At 59.4% G+C, this 17072-nt stretch carries 13 protein-coding genes; 11 read left to right on the top strand and 2 right to left on the bottom strand.

The window, feature by feature from the left end; genetic code table 11:
• Positions 1 to 207: hypothetical protein (locus tag AC5S16_RS23015; protein WP_493932469.1), on the top strand; the 207-nt coding region annotated here is incomplete at its 5' end.
• 327 nt (positions 208 to 534) lie between these two features.
• Here the strand turns inward: AC5S16_RS23015 and AC5S16_RS23010 are convergent.
• Entirely contained in the window at positions 535 to 3816 is a 3282-nt protein-coding gene (locus AC5S16_RS23010) for a TonB-dependent receptor (protein WP_493932468.1), read from the bottom strand.
• Positions 3817 to 4220: 404 nt separating this feature from the next.
• On the opposite strand from AC5S16_RS23010, the gene obgE reads away from it, so the two are divergent.
• The 8 genes from obgE to AC5S16_RS22970 all read left to right on the top strand — a co-directional run bounded on the left by obgE (position 4221) and on the right by AC5S16_RS22970 (position 11376).
• Positions 4221 to 5252: a GTPase ObgE gene (gene obgE / locus AC5S16_RS23005; protein ID WP_493932467.1), complete on the top strand. Its 1032-nt coding sequence runs from the start codon at positions 4221 to 4223 to the stop codon at positions 5250 to 5252.
• 322 nt (positions 5253 to 5574) lie between these two features.
• The gene (locus AC5S16_RS23000; protein WP_493932466.1) at positions 5575 to 5775 is read left to right on the top strand and encodes a hypothetical protein; all 201 of its coding nucleotides are present in this window, start codon (positions 5575 to 5577) and stop codon (positions 5773 to 5775) included.
• Between the two features lie 305 nt (positions 5776 to 6080).
• Positions 6081 to 6476: a nuclear transport factor 2 family protein gene (locus AC5S16_RS22995; RefSeq protein ID WP_493932465.1), complete on the top strand. Its 396-nt coding sequence runs from the start codon at positions 6081 to 6083 to the stop codon at positions 6474 to 6476.
• 262 nt (positions 6477 to 6738) lie between these two features.
• The gene (locus AC5S16_RS22990; RefSeq protein WP_493932464.1) at positions 6739 to 8016 is read left to right on the top strand and encodes a tRNA guanosine(34) transglycosylase Tgt; all 1278 of its coding nucleotides are present in this window, start codon (positions 6739 to 6741) and stop codon (positions 8014 to 8016) included.
• A 237-nt stretch (positions 8017 to 8253) separates the two neighbouring features.
• Positions 8254 to 9972 (top strand): DUF3300 domain-containing protein, encoded by a 1719-nt coding sequence (locus AC5S16_RS22985; protein WP_493932463.1) that lies wholly within the window; start codon positions 8254 to 8256, stop codon positions 9970 to 9972.
• 246 nt (positions 9973 to 10218) lie between these two features.
• A complete protein-coding gene (locus tag AC5S16_RS22980) occupies positions 10219 to 10542 on the top strand; it encodes an ArsR/SmtB family transcription factor (RefSeq protein WP_493932462.1) in 324 nt (107 codons plus the stop codon).
• Positions 10532 to 11023: an SRPBCC family protein gene (locus tag AC5S16_RS22975; protein ID WP_493932461.1), complete on the top strand. Its 492-nt coding sequence runs from the start codon at positions 10532 to 10534 to the stop codon at positions 11021 to 11023. Before AC5S16_RS22980 ends, AC5S16_RS22975 begins: the two co-directional genes overlap by 11 nt.
• Complete coding sequence (locus AC5S16_RS22970; RefSeq protein WP_493932460.1) at positions 11020 to 11376, top strand: hypothetical protein; 357 nt, start codon at positions 11020 to 11022, stop codon at positions 11374 to 11376. The genes AC5S16_RS22975 and AC5S16_RS22970 overlap by 4 nt, the downstream gene beginning before the upstream one ends.
• Positions 11377 to 11476: 100 nt before the next feature.
• On the opposite strand, the gene AC5S16_RS22965 is transcribed toward AC5S16_RS22970, so the two are convergent.
• Positions 11477 to 13546 carry a transporter-like protein gene (locus tag AC5S16_RS22965; RefSeq protein WP_493932459.1) on the bottom strand — a complete coding sequence of 690 codons (2070 nt, stop codon included), beginning with the start codon at positions 13544 to 13546 and terminating at the stop codon, positions 11477 to 11479.
• Between the two features lie 437 nt (positions 13547 to 13983).
• Between AC5S16_RS22965 and AC5S16_RS22960 the strand changes: the two genes are divergently transcribed.
• Positions 13984 to 15951, top strand: a complete 1968-nt coding sequence (locus tag AC5S16_RS22960) for a protease pro-enzyme activation domain-containing protein (RefSeq protein ID WP_493932458.1) — start codon at positions 13984 to 13986, stop codon at positions 15949 to 15951.
• A 240-nt stretch (positions 15952 to 16191) separates the two neighbouring features.
• Positions 16192 to 16821, top strand: coding sequence for a hypothetical protein (locus AC5S16_RS22955; protein WP_493932457.1), 630 nt, complete (start codon positions 16192 to 16194; stop codon positions 16819 to 16821).
• Positions 16822 to 17072 lie beyond the last annotated feature (251 nt).

Below are 17072 nucleotides of genomic sequence, written 5' to 3'. Positions count from 1 at the left end.
TGCTGCGGGTCCTTCGACTGCGACGCGCTTGTGCGCGTCTTCGCTCAGGATGACAGCGCGCGGCTGGGTGCAGTTTATGCTGCGGGTCCTTCGACTGCGACGCGCTTGTGCGCGTCTTCGCTCAGGATGACAGCGCGCGGCTGGGTGCAGTTTATGCTGCGGGTCCTTCGACTGCGACGCGCTTGTGCGCGTCTTCGCTCAGGATGACAGCGCGCGGCTGGGTGCAGTTTATGCTGCGGGTCCTTCGACTGCGACGCGCTTGTGCGCGTCTTCGCTCAGGATGACAGCGCGCGGCTGGGTGCAGTTTATGCTGCGGGTCCTTCGACTGCGACGCGCTTGTGCGCGTCTTCGCTCAGGATGACAGCGCGCGGCTGGGTGCAGTTTATGCTGCGGGTCCTTCGACTGCGACGCGCTTGTGCACGTCTTCGCTCAGGATGACAGTGCGCGGCTGGGTGCAGTTTGTGCTGCGGGTCCTTCGACTGCGACGCGCTTGTGCGCGTCTTCGCTCAGGATGACAACCATCTGGTATTGCCGCTAAAAGCGCAGGCGGAGGGCGATCTGGGCCTGGCGTTCGCGGTAGAGGGTGGTGCTGTTGGCGTTCGTCACTGTGCCGAAGCGCGGTTCGCCGTCGGCCCCGCTCAGGAAAGTGAGGCGGGCGGTATCGTTGTTGGTTTTGAGGTTGCTGATGGAGTAACCGATGGTGTCGATGCTGGTTGCGTTCTGGTGGTTGAGGACGTTGAAGACTTCGCCCATGATTTCGAGCTCGTAGCGCTCGCCGATATGGGTGTTCTTGGCGAAGCGGGCGTTGAGACTGTAGACGCGCGGATAGCGGAAGGTGTTGCGGCCTACGGTAGGGAGGCGGGTGTCTCCCCCGGAGCCGTTGATGCCGGAGCCGAGGCCTTCGATCTGGAAGGCGGTGGAGGAGTCAGTGATGACGCCGGTTCCTCCGGCGGCGAGGCAGGCGGCCTGGTAGTCGTAGATCAGCGCGTTCTGATAGGAGCATGCCGGGGCGGGGATGGCGCCTTCGGTGCGCATGGAGTAGGGCTGGCCGGTGCGCAGCTCGGCGACGGGAGCGAGGAGATATCCGTTGACGAGGTAGCCGAGGATGCCGTGGGCCTGCCAGGGCGTGTGGAGGACGGCGGTCCCAGTAACGCGATGGCGGATGTCGAAGTTGGAGTTGCCGTATTCAAGCTTGAGGTTGGTGGGGTCGAGGACGTCGTTCAAGTCGGCGAAGGTGGTGGCGTTCTGGTTGTAGTCGATGGCGTGGGAGTAGGTGTAAGTGCCGTAGAGGTCGAGTGCGCGGGAGCGGTGGGAGAGGCGCGCTGCTCCGGCCTGGTAGTAGGAGTTGGTCTCGCTGAAGATGTTGGTGATCTGCTGGTAGTTGGGATTGATGCGTTTTGAGAAGAACTTTGAAACGTAGCTTCCTTTGAGCGGGCCTTTTCCGGTGGCGTCGGTGATGAGGTAGGTCATGGTTGTTGCCGCGGAAAGGTCGATGTTGGTGTCGATGAAGTTCGGCAGCTCGCGTCCGGAGCTTCCCATGTAGGTGAAGGTTAAGGTGGTGTGGCGGTCGAGGGCCTGTTCGAGAGAGAGCTCGGTCTGGTGAATCTGCGGGTTCTGGAAGCGCGGGTCGAAGAAGACAGCGTTGGGCTTCACTTCCATGACGGGCTTGCTCGAAAAGACGTAGGGGAAGGGCGGCGCGCCAAGGTCGTGCGGGCGGTAGAGGTAAGACCGCTGGCTGTTGGGCGATCCGGTGGCGGTGAGGGCGGAGAAGGCGGTGGAGTTGATGATACGTCCGTAATAGATGCCGTATCCGGCGCGGAGGACGGTGTGACCGTGGCCAAAAACGTCCCAGGCCACGCCGAAGCGCGGCCCGAAATTATTACGGTCATGGGGGAGAGTGACCGTCTGGGGAAGGTCAAAATTGATGAGATTCTTGTTCGTGTTGGGGAGTTGCTCGTATTCGTAACGGATTCCCATGGAAATGGTCAGGCCATGGTGGAGTTTCCATTCGTCGGCGATGAAGCCGGAGTAGTCGGCGGTCTGGAATTGGAACGTAGTAGGCCCGATGCCCTGCTGGAACCAGGAGTAGCAGGGAAGGTTGCCGACTTCGGTGGTGGTTCCGGAGCAGTGGTTGGGGGAGAAGTAGTCGGCAGCGAAGTCGAGGGGATTGGCGTAGTCGTAGGTGCCGTTCTGGTCGTAGAGGTTGTTGCTGTAATCCGTCACATAGTTGAGGTCGTAGCCGAATTTAGTGGTGTGGTTGCCGCGCACCCAGGTGATCATGTCGACGAACTCGTGGCGGCGCTCATCGGGGTAGGCAGGGCGGTCGAGAAAGGCAGGCTTGCCGAAACGGAAGCCGTCGCTTGAGGGCGCGATGGAAATCTGCGGCGGATGGCCGTAGGTATTCTTCGAAAGGCTCTGCTCGAAGGTTGAAGGCGCATCACTGAACTCGGATTCGGTGTCGCGTCCGTACTGGTAGCGGGCCTCGTTGAGGACATTGGCGCTGAGGAAATACTGCCAGCGGGCGATGCCCCAGTCTTCCTTTACGTAGTCATTGCCGAAGCTGGTAACGCCGTAGGTTTCGGAGGCTCCGGTCTGCGTGCCGTTGAGCGAGCTCCAGCGCATACGGTTGTACTGGAGGGTGAGGTGATGGCGCTCGTTGATCTGCCAGTCGATCTTTGGGAAGAAGATGACCTGGCTGCCGTTCCGCGGGACGTTGCCGAGCAGGCCATTGAGGTTGTCGAGCAGCTTGTTGTAGCTGACTTTGGCTTGGGCTGGCGTCTGCTGGATGCGCGCGGCGAGTGTGTTGAGCTGGGATGATGTGGGCGCGGCGAAGAATTTTTCCGGATCGTAGGCGCGGGCTACGGCGGGGAAATCGCGCTGGTACTGGTCATAAGCGAGGAACCAGAAGAGCTTGTCTTTGCGGATGGGACCGCCGGCGGAGATGCCCCATTGCTTGCGGGAGTCGGAAGGTTTGAAGGGTGTGGTGACGAAGGAGCCGTCGGCGGCGCGCGTGGTGAGGGTGGTGAAGGGGTTGGTGGCTCCCCAGGCGCTGCTGCGGTCGTAGACAAAGGCCTGTCCGTGCATCTTATTGCCGCCGCTTTTGGTGACGGTGTTGACGACGCCCCCGGCGGCGCGCCCGTATTCGGCGGAGAAGTTGGACGTGTTGACCTGGAACTCGCGCACAGAGGCCTGGGTGGTGGAGTAACTGATGCGCGTGCGGCCGCGCTCTTCTGAGAAGAAGGCCTGGTTGTTGTCGGCTCCGTCGATGGTGTTGTTGTTGAGCAGGGTGCTGATGCCGCGAAAGCTGAGCAGGCCATAGCCGTTGGGGTCGGGCGTGACTCCGGCGGCGAGGAGGGCGAAGCTGGACCAGCGGCGCTCGTTGCTGGGCAGGTTGTCGATCTGCTCCTGGTTGATGTTCTGGGTGACGGCGGCGGTGGTGGTGTCAATCTGCTGGGCTTCGGCGCTGACGCGCACGGTGGTCTGAGCGGTGCCGATGGCAAGTTGCGGCGCGATGTGGGTGAGGCGGCCGATTTCGATGGTGATGGACTGGGCCATCCAGGGGGCGAAGCCGTCGGCTCCGGCCATGAGGGTGTAGGTTCCGGGCGCTACTTCTTCAAAGTAGAAATGGCCGGCTTCGTTTGATGCGGCGTTGCGCTCGAATCCGGTAGCGGGATTGCGCAGGGCAAGCTGCACATTCGGGATGACGCGGCCTTCGGCGTCGAGTACGATGCCTGCGAGGGCGCCTCCGGTGGTGGATTGCGACCACGCGGTGAAGGAGAGCAGAAGCATGAATAACAGGGCAAGGCGAAGCTTCAAGCAGCCCATCTCCAAGGCAAAGCAGTAAACGGCGGGGCTCGGGCTCCGTCCGAAAATTTTGCAGGTGTTTCAAGCGGCCTTCGAAGGTTGATGGAAGAGCGCGGAAAACTCAGAGGAGCGAAGAAGCATTGCCTCAGCGGCTAAAGCCGCACCTTCTGCGCCATTTACGGCACGGCTGAAGCCGTGCCCCTTCAAAACAACGACTTTTTTCGTATCCAGTAAAGCCGTGTTTGCAAAGCCTGAGTCTTCAGCGGGTCTCTTCCCTGGCTTCTCCCTCAAAGCACGGCTAGAGTAGCCGTGCCTTGAGATTTCTCACCCGAGAAGGCTGATTTCCCACCCACAGACTGTCCAATTCTGGGAATCGTGTTCCGAGAGTACTTGATTCGTTAGACTAGACAAGAGAAATGTTTATTGATGAAGCCAAGATCCGGGTAAAAGCCGGTGACGGTGGTAATGGCTGCGTGGCCTTCCGCCGTGAAAAGTTTGTGCCGCGCGGCGGCCCTTCGGGCGGCGACGGCGGGCGCGGCGGCGACGTGGTGATGGAGTCGAGCCAGCGCCACAATACGCTGGTGCACTTCCGGTTCAATCCAGAACACAAGGCCGAGCGCGGAAGGCATGGCGAAGGCTCGAACTGCACGGGGCGCGACGGCGAGAGCATTGTGCTGAAGGTTCCGGTGGGCACTGCGCTCTATGACGAAGAGACGGGCGAGCTCCTGCACGACTTCAAGACTCCGGACGAGCGCATTGTGGTGGCGCGTGGCGGGCGCGGCGGGCGCGGCAACCAGCACTTTGCTACGCCGACGCACCAGGCTCCGCGCGAGCATGAGCTGGGGCGTCCGGGAGAGGAGAAGCGCTTTCGGCTGGAGTTGAAACTGCTTGCTGATGTCGGGCTGGTCGGTTATCCCAATGTGGGTAAGTCGACGCTGATCTCGCGCATCTCGGCTGCGAAGCCGAAGATTGCGGATTATCCTTTCACGACGCTCGAGCCGAATCTTGGCGTGGTGACGATCGGCGAAGCTCCGTATGAGGAGAGCTTTGTGGTGGCCGATATTCCCGGGCTGATTGAGGGCGCGCACCTGGGTGCTGGGCTGGGCGTGCAGTTCCTCAGGCACATTGAGCGCACGCGGCTGCTGGTGCACCTGGTCGATGTGTCAGACGGCAGCGGGCGACCCGATCCGGTGGAGGATTTCAAGGTCATTCAGGGCGAGCTGAAGAGCTTTGGGCACGGGCTCGATGAGAAGCCGGTGATCGTGGTGGCGGCGAAGGCGGATGTGGCGAATCCGGAGAAGTTGAAAAAGCTGCAGACTATGGCGAAGCGGCGGAAATTGCCGTTCTTTGTGATTTCGGCGGTTACGGGAGAGGGTGTGGATGCCTTGAAGTATGCGATTGGGGAGCGGGTGAAGGAGTTGCGGAAAGACGCTGTGGCGGCTGGTTAGAGAATAGCGCCATAGATAGCGACAAGAATGATTACTATTTCCGATGTCTTCACTGCTGTTTGTGCCTCGTTCTCAGAACTTTTCGGTCAAGGTCGCTAAGCAGGAGATTCCTCGGTCCCGCTAAGTCGACGTATGTTCTATCTAAGTTTTTACACTTTGAATATCAAACCTAATAGATGTCGAAGAACGGACAAACACCCCCCCAGGTTAGCTTCGCGAACCTGGGGCACCCGATGTAATGGCTACCGGTGCGAGAAGCAGATCCTTCGCTTCGCTCAGGATGACAATTCCTCGGGTAGCGTGTAGTTCACGAGTAGAGTGATTGGTAGGAATTTCTTCCTACCGGTATATGCCTACGATTGAGAAGATCAGCATTGCCCTGCCAAAAAGGAACCTGCACCAGCAGGGGCTGAAAGAATTGCAGCGGGTCTGGAAGCAGGCTATGAAAGACAAGAGTCCCGGCGTTGCGCCGACGGAAGTACTCTCGCGCCTTGAGAAAAAATACCAGACGATGAGCAAGTAGTGCGCGTTGGCTATCGATGCGAAAGCGGTCGTTGCTGCGCAACGATTCGCAGGAACCCTTCGACTCCGGTCAAGAGAAGTTCTTCTTGTTCCTGCGGATCCTTCGACTCCGCTACGCTTCGCTCAGGATGACATTCTACGAAGATGAAGATATTGCTTTCCCACCCTTTCGTCGAACATCATGACGAAAGGATGGGGCACCCGGTAATGTGGGATAACGGGCAAACACCCCCCAGGTTAGCTTCGCCAACCTGGGACACCCGGACGGATAGAATTGAGTGCATAGCAAGTGTTCCGGGAGGATGAGTGGCAGACACTAAGACCCTTATTGAGCAGGCGTACTCCGCATTCAACAAGCGGGACATCGACGGTGCATTAGCACTGATGACGGAAGACGTGAGCTGGCCCAAGGCTTCGGAGGGCGGCAGGGTTGTCGGAAAGGAAGAGATCCGCGCCTACTGGACTCGGCAATGGGGTGAGTTCGATCCCCATGTTGAACCGCTGGCAATCACCGAGGAAGACGGAGGCAGGACTCGCGTCAGAGTGCACCAACTGGTCAAGAGTCTTGAAGGGGATGTTCTATCGGACAGCGAGGTTCTGCATATATTCACTGTGAGCGGTGGTCTTATTGCAGCCATGGACCTTGGGGATGAGGCCGATTCAAATGCCGGTCCGTCTGCCGCTTTCGCACATCGATCCTGACTGCGCTCAGGATGACACTATCTGGGGGTGTCGCTTCCCGTCCTTTCGCTAAGAACGCGAAAGGATGGGGTACCCTTTTTTGTGCTGCTCGATGCGAAAAGCGGTCGTTGCTGCGCAACGATTCGCAGGAAACTCTCGACTTCGGTCAGGATAGGTTCTTCTTGTTCCTGCGGGTTCTTCGACTACGCTCCCTTCGGTCGCTTCGCTCAGAATGACAGCCTATTTTTATCGCTCAGGATGACAAGCTTTTACAATTTTCCAAGTGTCCTTAAAGTTTCAGGTGCATTCGACTTGCGGCGAGGGTCGCCGCGCTACTCTCACTCTGCCTCATGCGGCGGTGGAGACTCCCGTCTTCATGCCGGTGGGGACCGTCGCTTCGGTCAAGGCGGTGCCGCAGCATCTGCTCGAAGAGCTGAATGCGCGGATCATTCTGGGGAATACGTATCATCTCTATCTGCGGCCCGGGCATGAGCTGGTCCGGCGCATGGGCGGACTGCACCTCTTTATGAGCTGGAACCGCGCTCTGCTGACCGATTCAGGCGGGTTCCAGGTCTTCAGCCTCAATGAGCTGCGCAAGGTGACCGAGGAGGGCGTCGAGTTCCGGTCGCATCTTGATGGCGGGCTGCACTTCTTCTCTCCCGAGCATTCCATGGACGTGCAGATTGCTCTGGGCTCGGATATTGCCATGGCCTTTGATGAGTGCACCGAGTATCCGGCGGATTATGCGCGGGCAAGGAAGTCGCTCGATCTGACGCTGCGCTGGGCCGAGCGCAGCAAGCGGCATTTTGATGCGCATAAGAGTGAGCGCCCCTGGGGCGCTCAGCAGCGAGCAGCGCTCAGCGCTCAGGGTGCAGGACTGGGTGCAGGGTGCAGCGTGCAGGGTACAGAAGAGGGCTCAGATTTCAGGTCGCAGGGCCCAGGGGGCGATTCTTTGAGCGCTGAGCGCTGTGCGCTGCACCCTGATGCTGTTCCCAGTCTCTTTGGGATTGTGCAGGGCGGGATGTATCCCGATCTGCGGCGGGAGGCGGCGGAGCGGCTGGTGGAGATGGATTTTCCCGGATATGCCATTGGCGGGCTGAGTGTAGGCGAGCCTCGGGAGCTGACGCGCGAGATCATTGCCGAGACGCTTCCGCTGCTGCCCAAAGATAAGCCGCGGTATGTGATGGGCGTCGGCTATCCGGATGAGATTGTGGAGTATGCCCGGATGGGCGTCGATATGATGGACTGCGTGCTGCCGACCCGGGCGGCGCGGCATGGGCTGCTCTTTACTTCGGAAGGGCGGCTGAATATCAAGAACCGGCGCTTTGCTGAGGACCAGGGGCCGCTCGATCCGGAATGCGGGTGCATGGTATGCGGGCGGTACAGCCGGGCTTATCTCAGGCATCTGATGGTGGCGCAGGAGCCTCTGGCGGCGGTGCTGAATACGCTGCATAATCTGGCGTTTTATCTGGGGACTATGGAGCGGGTTCGGGGCGAGTTGGGTGTGAAAAACTTAACCGCACAGGACGCTGAGGATTCGCAGAGGTCCGCAGGGGAATAAAGAAAAAGCAGATCCTTCGCTGCGCTCAGGATGACAAAGCCGAGCGGTTGGTTGTGGCCAAACGTCCTGCAAAAACCCAGGTTAGCTTCGCGAACCTGGGGCACCCACTCTGTGGTAACTGATGCTTTGTTTTCATTTATTTAGTTGCGAATGCCGGTTTGCTATGCGGCTTGGCTGTGGACTTTTGTCGTTTTTTGTCCGGAACTATCGGTGGGAATCAGGGTCATCAATAGCTGAGTGCGTTTTGGCCTCTCCGGCATCAAGGCTGCCGAATTTACCTGGAATGGCGGTGTATCCGCAATGAATTCTGGAATCTTTCACTCTGCCGGATTCTCTCAGCCCTATAAATGGCGGCTGGCTGGAATGGCCGCGGTTCTTTTCTCCCTTCCTCTGGGGCAGGCAAAGCTTTTTGCACAATATGCGCAGCCGGGAATTGGATATCAGCAGGCGCTTCCGTCGGGCTATGGTTCCGGAGGCTATGCACCGGATTATCCGCAGCAGCAGTATCCTTCTCCGTATTCACAGCAGCCGGCTTATGGGCAGCAGGCTCCGGCGGCGTATCCGCAGCAGACGCAGCAGGCCCTGGGGCCGGACCAGCTGGAGCAGATGGCGGCTCCGATTGCGCTTTATCCTGACCAACTGGTGGCGCTGATTCTGGCGGCTTCGACTTATCCGCAGCAGGTGGCGGCGGCGGACCAGTGGCTGCGGTCGGCGGGAAATGTTTCTCCCGACCAGATTGTGGCCGGCGCAGGCGCACAGAACTGGGACCCGAGCGTGAAGGCGCTGACGGCGTTTCCCCAAGTGCTGGCGGTGATGGACCAGAATCTGCAGTGGACGACGGTGCTGGGCAATACCTATTTCAATCAGCCTCAGGACGTGCTACAGGCGGTGCAGGTAATGCGGCAGCGGGCGCAGGGAGCCGGAAATCTGCAGAGCACTCCGCAGGAAGCGGTGAGCTATAACCAGGGCTACATTCAGATTGCGCCGGCGAACCCGCAGGTGGTGTATGTGCCGATGTATAACCCGTGGGCGGTGTATGGGCAGCCGGTTTCGCCTTATCCGGGATTTTCGCTGCTGGGCGCGCTGAGCTCGGTGGGATCGTTTCTCGGCTCGGTAGCAGGCGGATTTGGCGGCGGCGGGTATGGGTCGTCGCCGGTGAGCTTCGGGCTGGGCATGGTAATGAGCGCTTTCAGCAATACGCCCTGGGGCCTGCTGAGCTGGGGACTGAACTGGCTGACGCAGGGCCTGTTCTTTCACCAGTCGAATTACTACACGAGCAGCCGGACGGTGAGAGACTGGGGGCTTCCGCATGGCGGGCCGCGCGCTTATGGCTATCGAGGGCCGGGGGTCTATGGCCAGCGCGGGTATGCGATGCAGGCGAGCTACTCGCGGTCACAGATGCAGAACTATAATCGCGGATCTTTGCAGACGTATAACCGCGGGAATTATGGGTCGGGTTTTTACAACCGGCCTGGGCAGACTTACGGTCAAGGCTATGGACAGGGTTATGGCCGCATGACTACGCCGGCCCGGCCGCAGCAGATGTACAGCCGTCCGAACTTTCCGTCGGCCTATAACGGCTCGGGCTTTGGGTCTTCTTCGGCTTACCGGTATGGAGCTACGAATAATAGCGGGTTTGGGAATGGCTTTCGCTCATCGTTCGGCAACCGTCCGGTGGCACAGCAGAATTACCGGGCTTCGGCAGAAGGCTTTGGCGGCTTCGGGCAGCGTGGGTCTTCCGGCTTTGGCGGGTCCTCTTTCAAGGAGCCGCACGCCTCCTCCGGTGGCGGGTTCCACATGTTTGGCGGTGGCGGTGGGCACAGTTCCGAGAGCTTCCATGCTCCCAAGAGCTTTGGCGGTGGACACTCGGGCGGCGGTGGTGGTTTCCATATGAGCAGCCATGGTGGCGGCGGTCATTCCGGCGGTGGCCATTCGGGTGGCGGGCATCATCATTGATGGCTCTTTTTCTCATCCTCCCCCTACAGGGGACGCTTGATTCGCAGAGAGAAGAATCTCACCACAGAGCACGGAGAACACAGAGATTTCAACTACCCCAGGTTAGCTTCTCACCCCAGCACACGAACACCACGCGCGCCGGGGACCCCGATTCGCGAACCTGGGCACCCGGTTTTGCCCTGTTTCCGGCTTGTGCAAATTTTTTCTCTTGACAATCTCATATTGGCAAGTAATTACTTACGGTAAGTGATTGCTTACCTTCAGTCCGGTTGTGAGGCTTTAGGGGATCCTACGCGGTTTGCCATCTTTGGAGCGCTGGCGGAGAAGCCTCGGGCGGTGGGTGAGCTGGCGGCGCTGTTCCCGGTGAGCCGTCCGGCGGTTTCGCAGCATCTGAAGGTGCTTAAGAATGCCGGGCTGGTGAGGAACCGGAAAGAAGGTGCCCGCCGGGTGTATGCCGTCGATCCGGAGGGAGTGGCCCGGCTCCGGCGGGAACTGGACCGACTATGGAGTGACGCTCTGGAGGCATTCAAAAGGGCCGCGGAGGCATGGGAGGAACCGCATGCCGTCTGAAATTCTTGCCCCGGTCGAGAAGGTTGTAACTGTGAATGCTCCGAGGGGGCATGCCTTTCGCATTTTCACCGAATTCTTTGGCGGGTGGTGGCCATCGACGCACCACATCGGGAAGCATCCGTTTGAGACAGCAATTCTTGAGGGATATGTGGGCGGGCGCTGGTATGAGCGCATGACCAATGGCGAGGAATGCGAGTGGGGGCGGGTGCTGGTCTGGGATCCTCCCGAGCGGCTGGTGGTGTCGTGGCATTTGCAGCCGGACTGGCGGTATGATCCCGATCCCGCAAGAGCGAGCGAAGTGGAGGTACGGTTCATCGCCGAATCCGAGTCGGTGACGCGGGTGGAGTTGGAGCACCGCTGCCTCGAGCGGCATGGCGCGGGCGGCGATCAAATGCGCGAGAGTGTGAATGGCGGCTGGGGCTTTGTTCTCGGGTGCTACGAGAGCTTTGCTGCTGAGGCGATCCGGAAAGGCGAGGCATGAAGATTGTCGATCGGGTGTTTGGATGGCTTCTGGGGCTGGGCGCAGTGGGACACAGTCTGGGCAGTATCAAGGCCTATGGGAACAATCATGAGATGCTGCTCTGGTCTTTGGGGACGAGCCTCGCGATTCTGCTGCTGGCGGCGGTGAACCTGCTACGCGTGGGGAGGCCAGGGGATCATGCGCTGGCGTGGGTGAGCTTCGCCGGGTGCATCGGGTGGCTTGTGGCGGCCTTCGCGTTCGGGCGATTGATAGAGAATCTTCTGGATTTTCGCGCGCTGGTGAATATGGTGACTGCGGCGGTGCTGGCGGGGTTCAGTTTGCGGACTGCTTTCGGGAAGGCTCGCGTCAGTTAAAAGAACTTACCGCCCTTCGACTGTGCTCAGGACAGGCTCCGGGCGCGGGAGTGTGCGCAGAGGAAAACTCTCCACCACAGAGGACACAGAGAGCACAGAGTTAACTACCTGCTGTGTCGTGTTCGACAAATTGTATCTCTTCTTTTGTTGTTGACTGTCTGTCTTCTTCTGTTTCGGAAGATTTCTTTTTTTCGATTGGGAGCAGGAAGCGGAATGGAGTGTGCAGGGCCTGGCTCAGCACGTATTTCAGAATCTTCATGCGTTCTTCGTGGGGGACGTTGTAGGCCTGCAGCGCGGTGACGGCGGCGATGGAGAAGCTGACACCGAGGTTAAGCACGAAGGTGATGCTCAGTCCGGCGATGGCGAAGTAGAGCCAGTGGGTGCCGAAGGCGCTGAGGCCGTAGCGGGCGGCGGCGAGCGCGAGCATTCCAGTGTTGAGCGTGATGTGGCGCACGTCGAGCGGGATGCCGAAGAAGCGCGCAATTTCCGGGGCAAGGCCGAGCATATAGCCGAGCACGATGTTAGTGCTCCATCCGGAGATGTTGTTCTCAAATAGTTCAGCAAATCGCTGCATGCGGCGCGTGCCGATTCTCAGGCCCAGAGGGTGCTGCGCGATGGCGGCGGGAATGCGGTTGTAGATGGCGAAGTTCTCGCACCATCCTCCGATGACGGCGGCGAGCCAGAGGATGACTCCGGTGGCTGCCGCGTAGATGGCCGTGCCCGATGTAAAGGGATGCAGCGTCTGGTAGACGTGCGTGGCTGCATGTTCCGGCAGATAAGGGGAGCGGAAGATGCGCAGCCAGAGCTGCTCGAATCCGATGGCGCCAAGGCAGACGGCGATGACGTTGCCGAGCGCGGCGGCGAGCTGGGTGCGGCAGATGCGGGCGGCAAAGTCGGCGATCTTGCTCCAGCGGGAGACGCCGCGGTTCTGACGCACGATGCCGGCGAAGGCTGCGGCGGTCATCGAAGGCTGTTTGGTGGCGAGTGCGAGGCCGAAGGTGTGCATGATGAGGAAACTGATGGCGTAATCCGTTCCGATGAGAAAGCCTTCGACGAAGAGCGGATGCGGGCTGCCCATGATGCGCAGCTTGAGCGCGGCAGTAAAGACGGTGAGCAGTCCGCCGCCGATGGCAGCGAGCCACATCTGTCCGTACTCCTTCTTGTTGGTGGCGATGTAGTGTTCGCCGCTGTGCCCGGTGCGCTCGACGGTTTTGCGCGCGAGCAGGTTGAGGTTCTGGCGGATAAGCGGGCGGAGGCGCGTGTCTTCGAGCCGTCCGGCGACAAGCGTGTCGAGCAGCTGGCGCACCTCGGGCGATGGGCGGCGAGTATTTCCGACAAGCGCGGAAGCGAGAAGCTGCATGCGGTCGAGCGAAGCTTCCATGCTGGTGAGATCGAAGACGAGCGCAGTGCTTACACCCGCATCTTCCATGTGGTCATGCACCTGGATGAGCTCGGCACGGCAGGCGCTGACGGCTTCAAGCCATGGATCGAGTTCTTTCTTCCGCAGGAATGTTTCTGTCGCAAAGATCAATTGATAGAACGGCGAGTCTTCTACAGTTTTTGCACTGCCGCGCTGGCGAACGGCGGAAGTGACGCCTCGTCCGGCGACACGCGTGGCCAGAAGATAAAGCGCCTGATGGATGTCTTCGCGGAAGTGCGGGAGCGCGTCGACGCCCGGCCACAAAAGGCGGACGAGGCGGCGGAAGCTTTTGTTATCGAGCCGGACGAAGCGGTCGACAGTGATGCGCGAGGAAAAGATGGCGCTGAAGAGGCGCGCGGTGTCGGACTCTTCGCGCGCCGAAGGGAGCAATTGCTGGAAGATGCGGCGAAGGGCTTCGGGCAGAAGCGCGTGGCGCGAAGGCAGGCCGGTTTCTGCGAAGAGCGGAAGGGAGTTGAGCTCGGAGAGCAGCTCGATCCAGGAGGCTTCGAAGCCGGTGCGGAGCTCTCTGTCCTGTTCGAGCATACGGATCCAGCGCAGGAGTGAGACAGTGGAGGCGCGATCGGTGGGGCGATCCCAGATATAGGCGAAGAGCGCAGAGATGCGGCGCGCACGGACGCTGAGGCTGGTGGCGGTGGTGAAGAGCTCGGTGCGCCGGCGCAGATCGCCTGGCGCATGGAGAAAGGAGGGACGTTTCCGGAGCCTTCTCAACCTTTTCCAGAGTCTGCGCATGATTCCCTATCCATTAGCTGCGGGTTGGGGGTTGTAAGTTGCTCGGTTGGTTCTTTGTGCCCGGAAGTTATTGCTGGAGCAGAAGAATTTTAAAATCTACCGCCAATCACCCAGCACACGAAAATCGCGTGTGTTGGGGGACCCGATAGACGCACGCAAAGGAAAAATTTCACTACAGAGAGCGCAGAGAACACAGAGTTAACTACCCCAGGTTAGTTACGCGAACCCTTCGGCTGTGCTCAGGGCAGGCTCTGGGGCACCCTTCTCATATTCATACAGATTTACAGGAAAGGCATTGACACCTTTTCCTGTTACTTCCTAACATCCTCCTATTGCAAGTCTCCTTTCTGCCTTCGCAGATTTCGCAAGTCCAGCAAGTCAATCTGTATAAAAAAATCGCAAGAGCAGTCCATCCCTAAAACCGAGGAGCATTCATTATGAGAGGACCAGTGTGCAAGCACGCGTTCTTCGCAGTCATTGTCTTTCTTATCGGCGCAGTTTCAGCGGACGCGCAGCAGGCCAACTTTATCGCGCGGCATCTTCCGGAAGCCGTCCGCAGCGGGCAGGCGCGGCAGGTGGATGTGCTGCCTACGACGCAACGCATGAAGGTTGCGATTAACCTGCCTCTGCGCAACCAGACGGAGTTAGATAACTTGCTGGAGCGGCTCAATGACCCGCAGAGCCCGGACTATCATCACTTTCTAAGTGTCGAGGAATTCACTGAGAAATTCGCGCCGACACAGCAGGATTATGACGCTGTGGTTCAATTCGCGAGGTCCCAAGGCCTGACGGTGACGAATACCGTTCCTAACCGCCGCCTGGTAGATGTGGAGGGATCGGTCGCGAACATCAACAAGGCGTTTCATGTGGTGATGAGCGTATATCAGCATCCGACAGAGAGTCGCACGTTTTTTGCCCCTGACCGCGAGCCTACGGCGGATGTGTCTGTTCCGCTGCTGCAGGTTACGGGGCTCGATAACTTTACGCTGCCTTACAAGATGCTGAAGAAGGCTGATCCTTCGAAGGTGTCGCTGGCCACAGCGCAGATTACCGGCTCGGGGCCAGGGAATACGTATCTGCCGAGCGATATTCGTGCAGCCTATTATGGTTCGGGATCGCTGACAGGCATGGGCCAGACGATCGGCATCTTCTCGTTCGACGGATATCTCACGAGCGACGTACAGCTCTATTACAAGAATACGGGGAAGTCGTCGACCGTGGCTGTGCAGAATGTGCTGCTCGATGGATACACGGGCGCGTGCCAGGAGTCGCCTTGCGATGACGGCGAACAGGTGCTCGATATTGTGAATGCGATTGGCGTGGCCCCGGGCATTTCCAAAGTTCTTTTCTATGAGGGATCGAACGACACGGACATTCTGAACAAGATGGCCACCGACAACACGGCGAAGGTCATCAGCTGCTCGTGGGGATGGAGCCCGGCGGATGGGACGAGCGACGATCCTATCTTTCAAGAGATGCAGGCGCAGGGGCAGACCTTTCTTGCGGCCAGCGGCGACAGCGGCGCGTTCAACAATCAGACTTACTACTATCCCGAAGATGATCCGTACATCACGCTGGTGGGCGCGACGGATCTGACGACGAATGGCGCGGGCGGCTCGTGGGCGTCTGAGACGGCATGGAGCGACAGTGGCGGCGGACTGAGCCAGGCTGGATATGCGATTCCGTCATACCAGAAGCTTTCGGGCGTGATCAATTCGTCGAACAAGGGATCGACGACAGTGCGCAATGCTCCGGATGTGGCGGCGGAAGGAGACTTCGACAACTACACGTGCAGCAACGGATCGTGCAGCGGCGGTTGGGGCGGCACGAGCTTTGCTGCTCCGCGATGGGCTGGCTTTATTGCGCTGGCGAACCAGCAGTCCTTATCGAACGGCAAAGGGACGCTGGGATTCCTGAACACGAATATCTACAACCTTGGAGTGGGATCGAATTACGCGAGCGAGTTCCACGACATCAAGAGCGGCAGCAATCCGCCGTCCTCGGGCAGCGGCAGCGGATACAACGCGGTGACGGGCTATGACCTGGTGACGGGCTGGGGCAGCCCGAACGGCGCGAGCCTGATCGATGCGCTGGCGGGCACACCGTCGCCGACCTTCACGCTCTCGGCAGGACTGTGCTGCGTGACGGTGACGCAGGGCTCGAGCGGCACGGGCTGGATCACGGTGAACCGGCTGAGCGGTTTTACGGGCAGGGTCACCTTGTCGGCTTCAGGCCTGCCGGCGGGTGTGACGGTCACGTTTAATCCGCCGACGGTATGGGAGACCAGCACACTGACCTTTACCGCCAGCAGCAATGCTTATGTTGAGACAGCGCCGGTGACGATTACCGGTGTGGACAAGAGCACGGAAACGGCAACGATCTGGCTGACGGTGAAGAAGAAGTAGATTGCTGCGGAATCTGTGCATCGGTATGCGGGCTGGCCTTCGGGCCAGCCTGATTTTTTTGCGATCCAAAAGCCGGGCTGCACTTTTTAGAAAAAAAATCTTCTTTCCTGCTGAAACGCTACGTTCAGGCCCGGCACTACTGAGCACTGGTTCGCGCGGGGCCAGAGTTCGAACCTCGGGAGGGCGCTGACTACCAACACTGGAATGACGATTACATTTCGTACACGGGAGGGCAAGGCTGTGCGAGTCCTCATAGTGCGCATCTTCATGGCGCTAATTTCAGGTGTCCTCCTGATGGGCGGTTGTTCCAGACACCAGAACCCGCCGGAGCCTCCGGCACAACAACCAGGAGAGGCGGCAACCAACGCCTTAGGCGTGTTGCAGAAGCTGGTCAATGGGCAGAACTACAAGAGCCTTGGGTTTGAATCTCTCGATGAGGTGAAACAGGCGCAGCTGGGGCGGCCGTTTCAGATTTACAACATTAGTTTCGACAAGCTGATGAACTACAAGGCAGGGCAGGACACCAGCAGCCTGCTGACGGAAAGTCCGGAGACGATTTATCCGGTGATGGTAGGGGGTAATGTGCGCAGCGGCGTCACAATTGTCCACACGGAACAGGGGTATGAGCCTGCGAGCTTTGGCAATGCCGATCTTGTGAAGCGGCTCTCAGAGCAGAGACAGGCAGGCAGTGAGTTTGTTGTGCGCATCCCGGTGTTCCATATGTACTTTGCCGGGAGGCATGTGGGGACGCGCCTGGTGCTGACGCCGATTATGAGCGATCGGCGGCTGAAGCTGGAAGCAGGACAGGCTGCGCCGGCCGAAGTTGTGATGGAACAACTGCGGCCTTATGTGAACGCATATGGGGATTGAGTTTCAGGCATGCGGCTTCGCTGGGGGGAGAGGAGTCGCAGGTCTGAAAGATGCAGGCGCCGGTGACTTGTACGACATCGGCGCCTGCACTTTTAATGGATTCAGGGGCTGAAGCCCTTCATTTCAGGCGCCTGTTTCACCGGCCTAAAGGCCGGTGCTTCTACCTGTAGTCCGGAGCAAAACCGCAGTCCAAAAGCAAAACTGTAGTCCGGAGCAAAACTGCAGTCCGGAGCAAAACTGTAGTCCGGAGC

The sequence above is a fragment of the Acidobacterium sp. FHG110202_01 genome (genome assembly GCF_059115305.1).
The sequence above is the reverse complement of the archived record's forward strand: the minus strand, read 5'-3'. Positions and strand labels throughout refer to the sequence as shown.

Bases quoted from the DNA above. Each gene is read 5' to 3' on its own strand.
- AC5S16_RS22975 (WP_493932461.1), top strand. From the start codon at position 10,532: ATGCCGTCTGAAATTCTTGCCCCGGTCGAGAAGGTTGTAACTGTGAAT.
- obgE (WP_493932467.1), top strand. From the start codon at position 4,221: ATGTTTATTGATGAAGCCAAGATCCGGGTAAAAGCCGGTGACGGTGGT.
- AC5S16_RS22960 (WP_493932458.1), top strand. From the start codon at position 13,984: ATGAGAGGACCAGTGTGCAAGCACGCGTTCTTCGCAGTCATTGTCTTT.
- AC5S16_RS22965 (WP_493932459.1), bottom strand. From the start codon at position 13,546: ATGCGCAGACTCTGGAAAAGGTTGAGAAGGCTCCGGAAACGTCCCTCC.
- AC5S16_RS22970 (WP_493932460.1), top strand. From the start codon at position 11,020: ATGAAGATTGTCGATCGGGTGTTTGGATGGCTTCTGGGGCTGGGCGCA.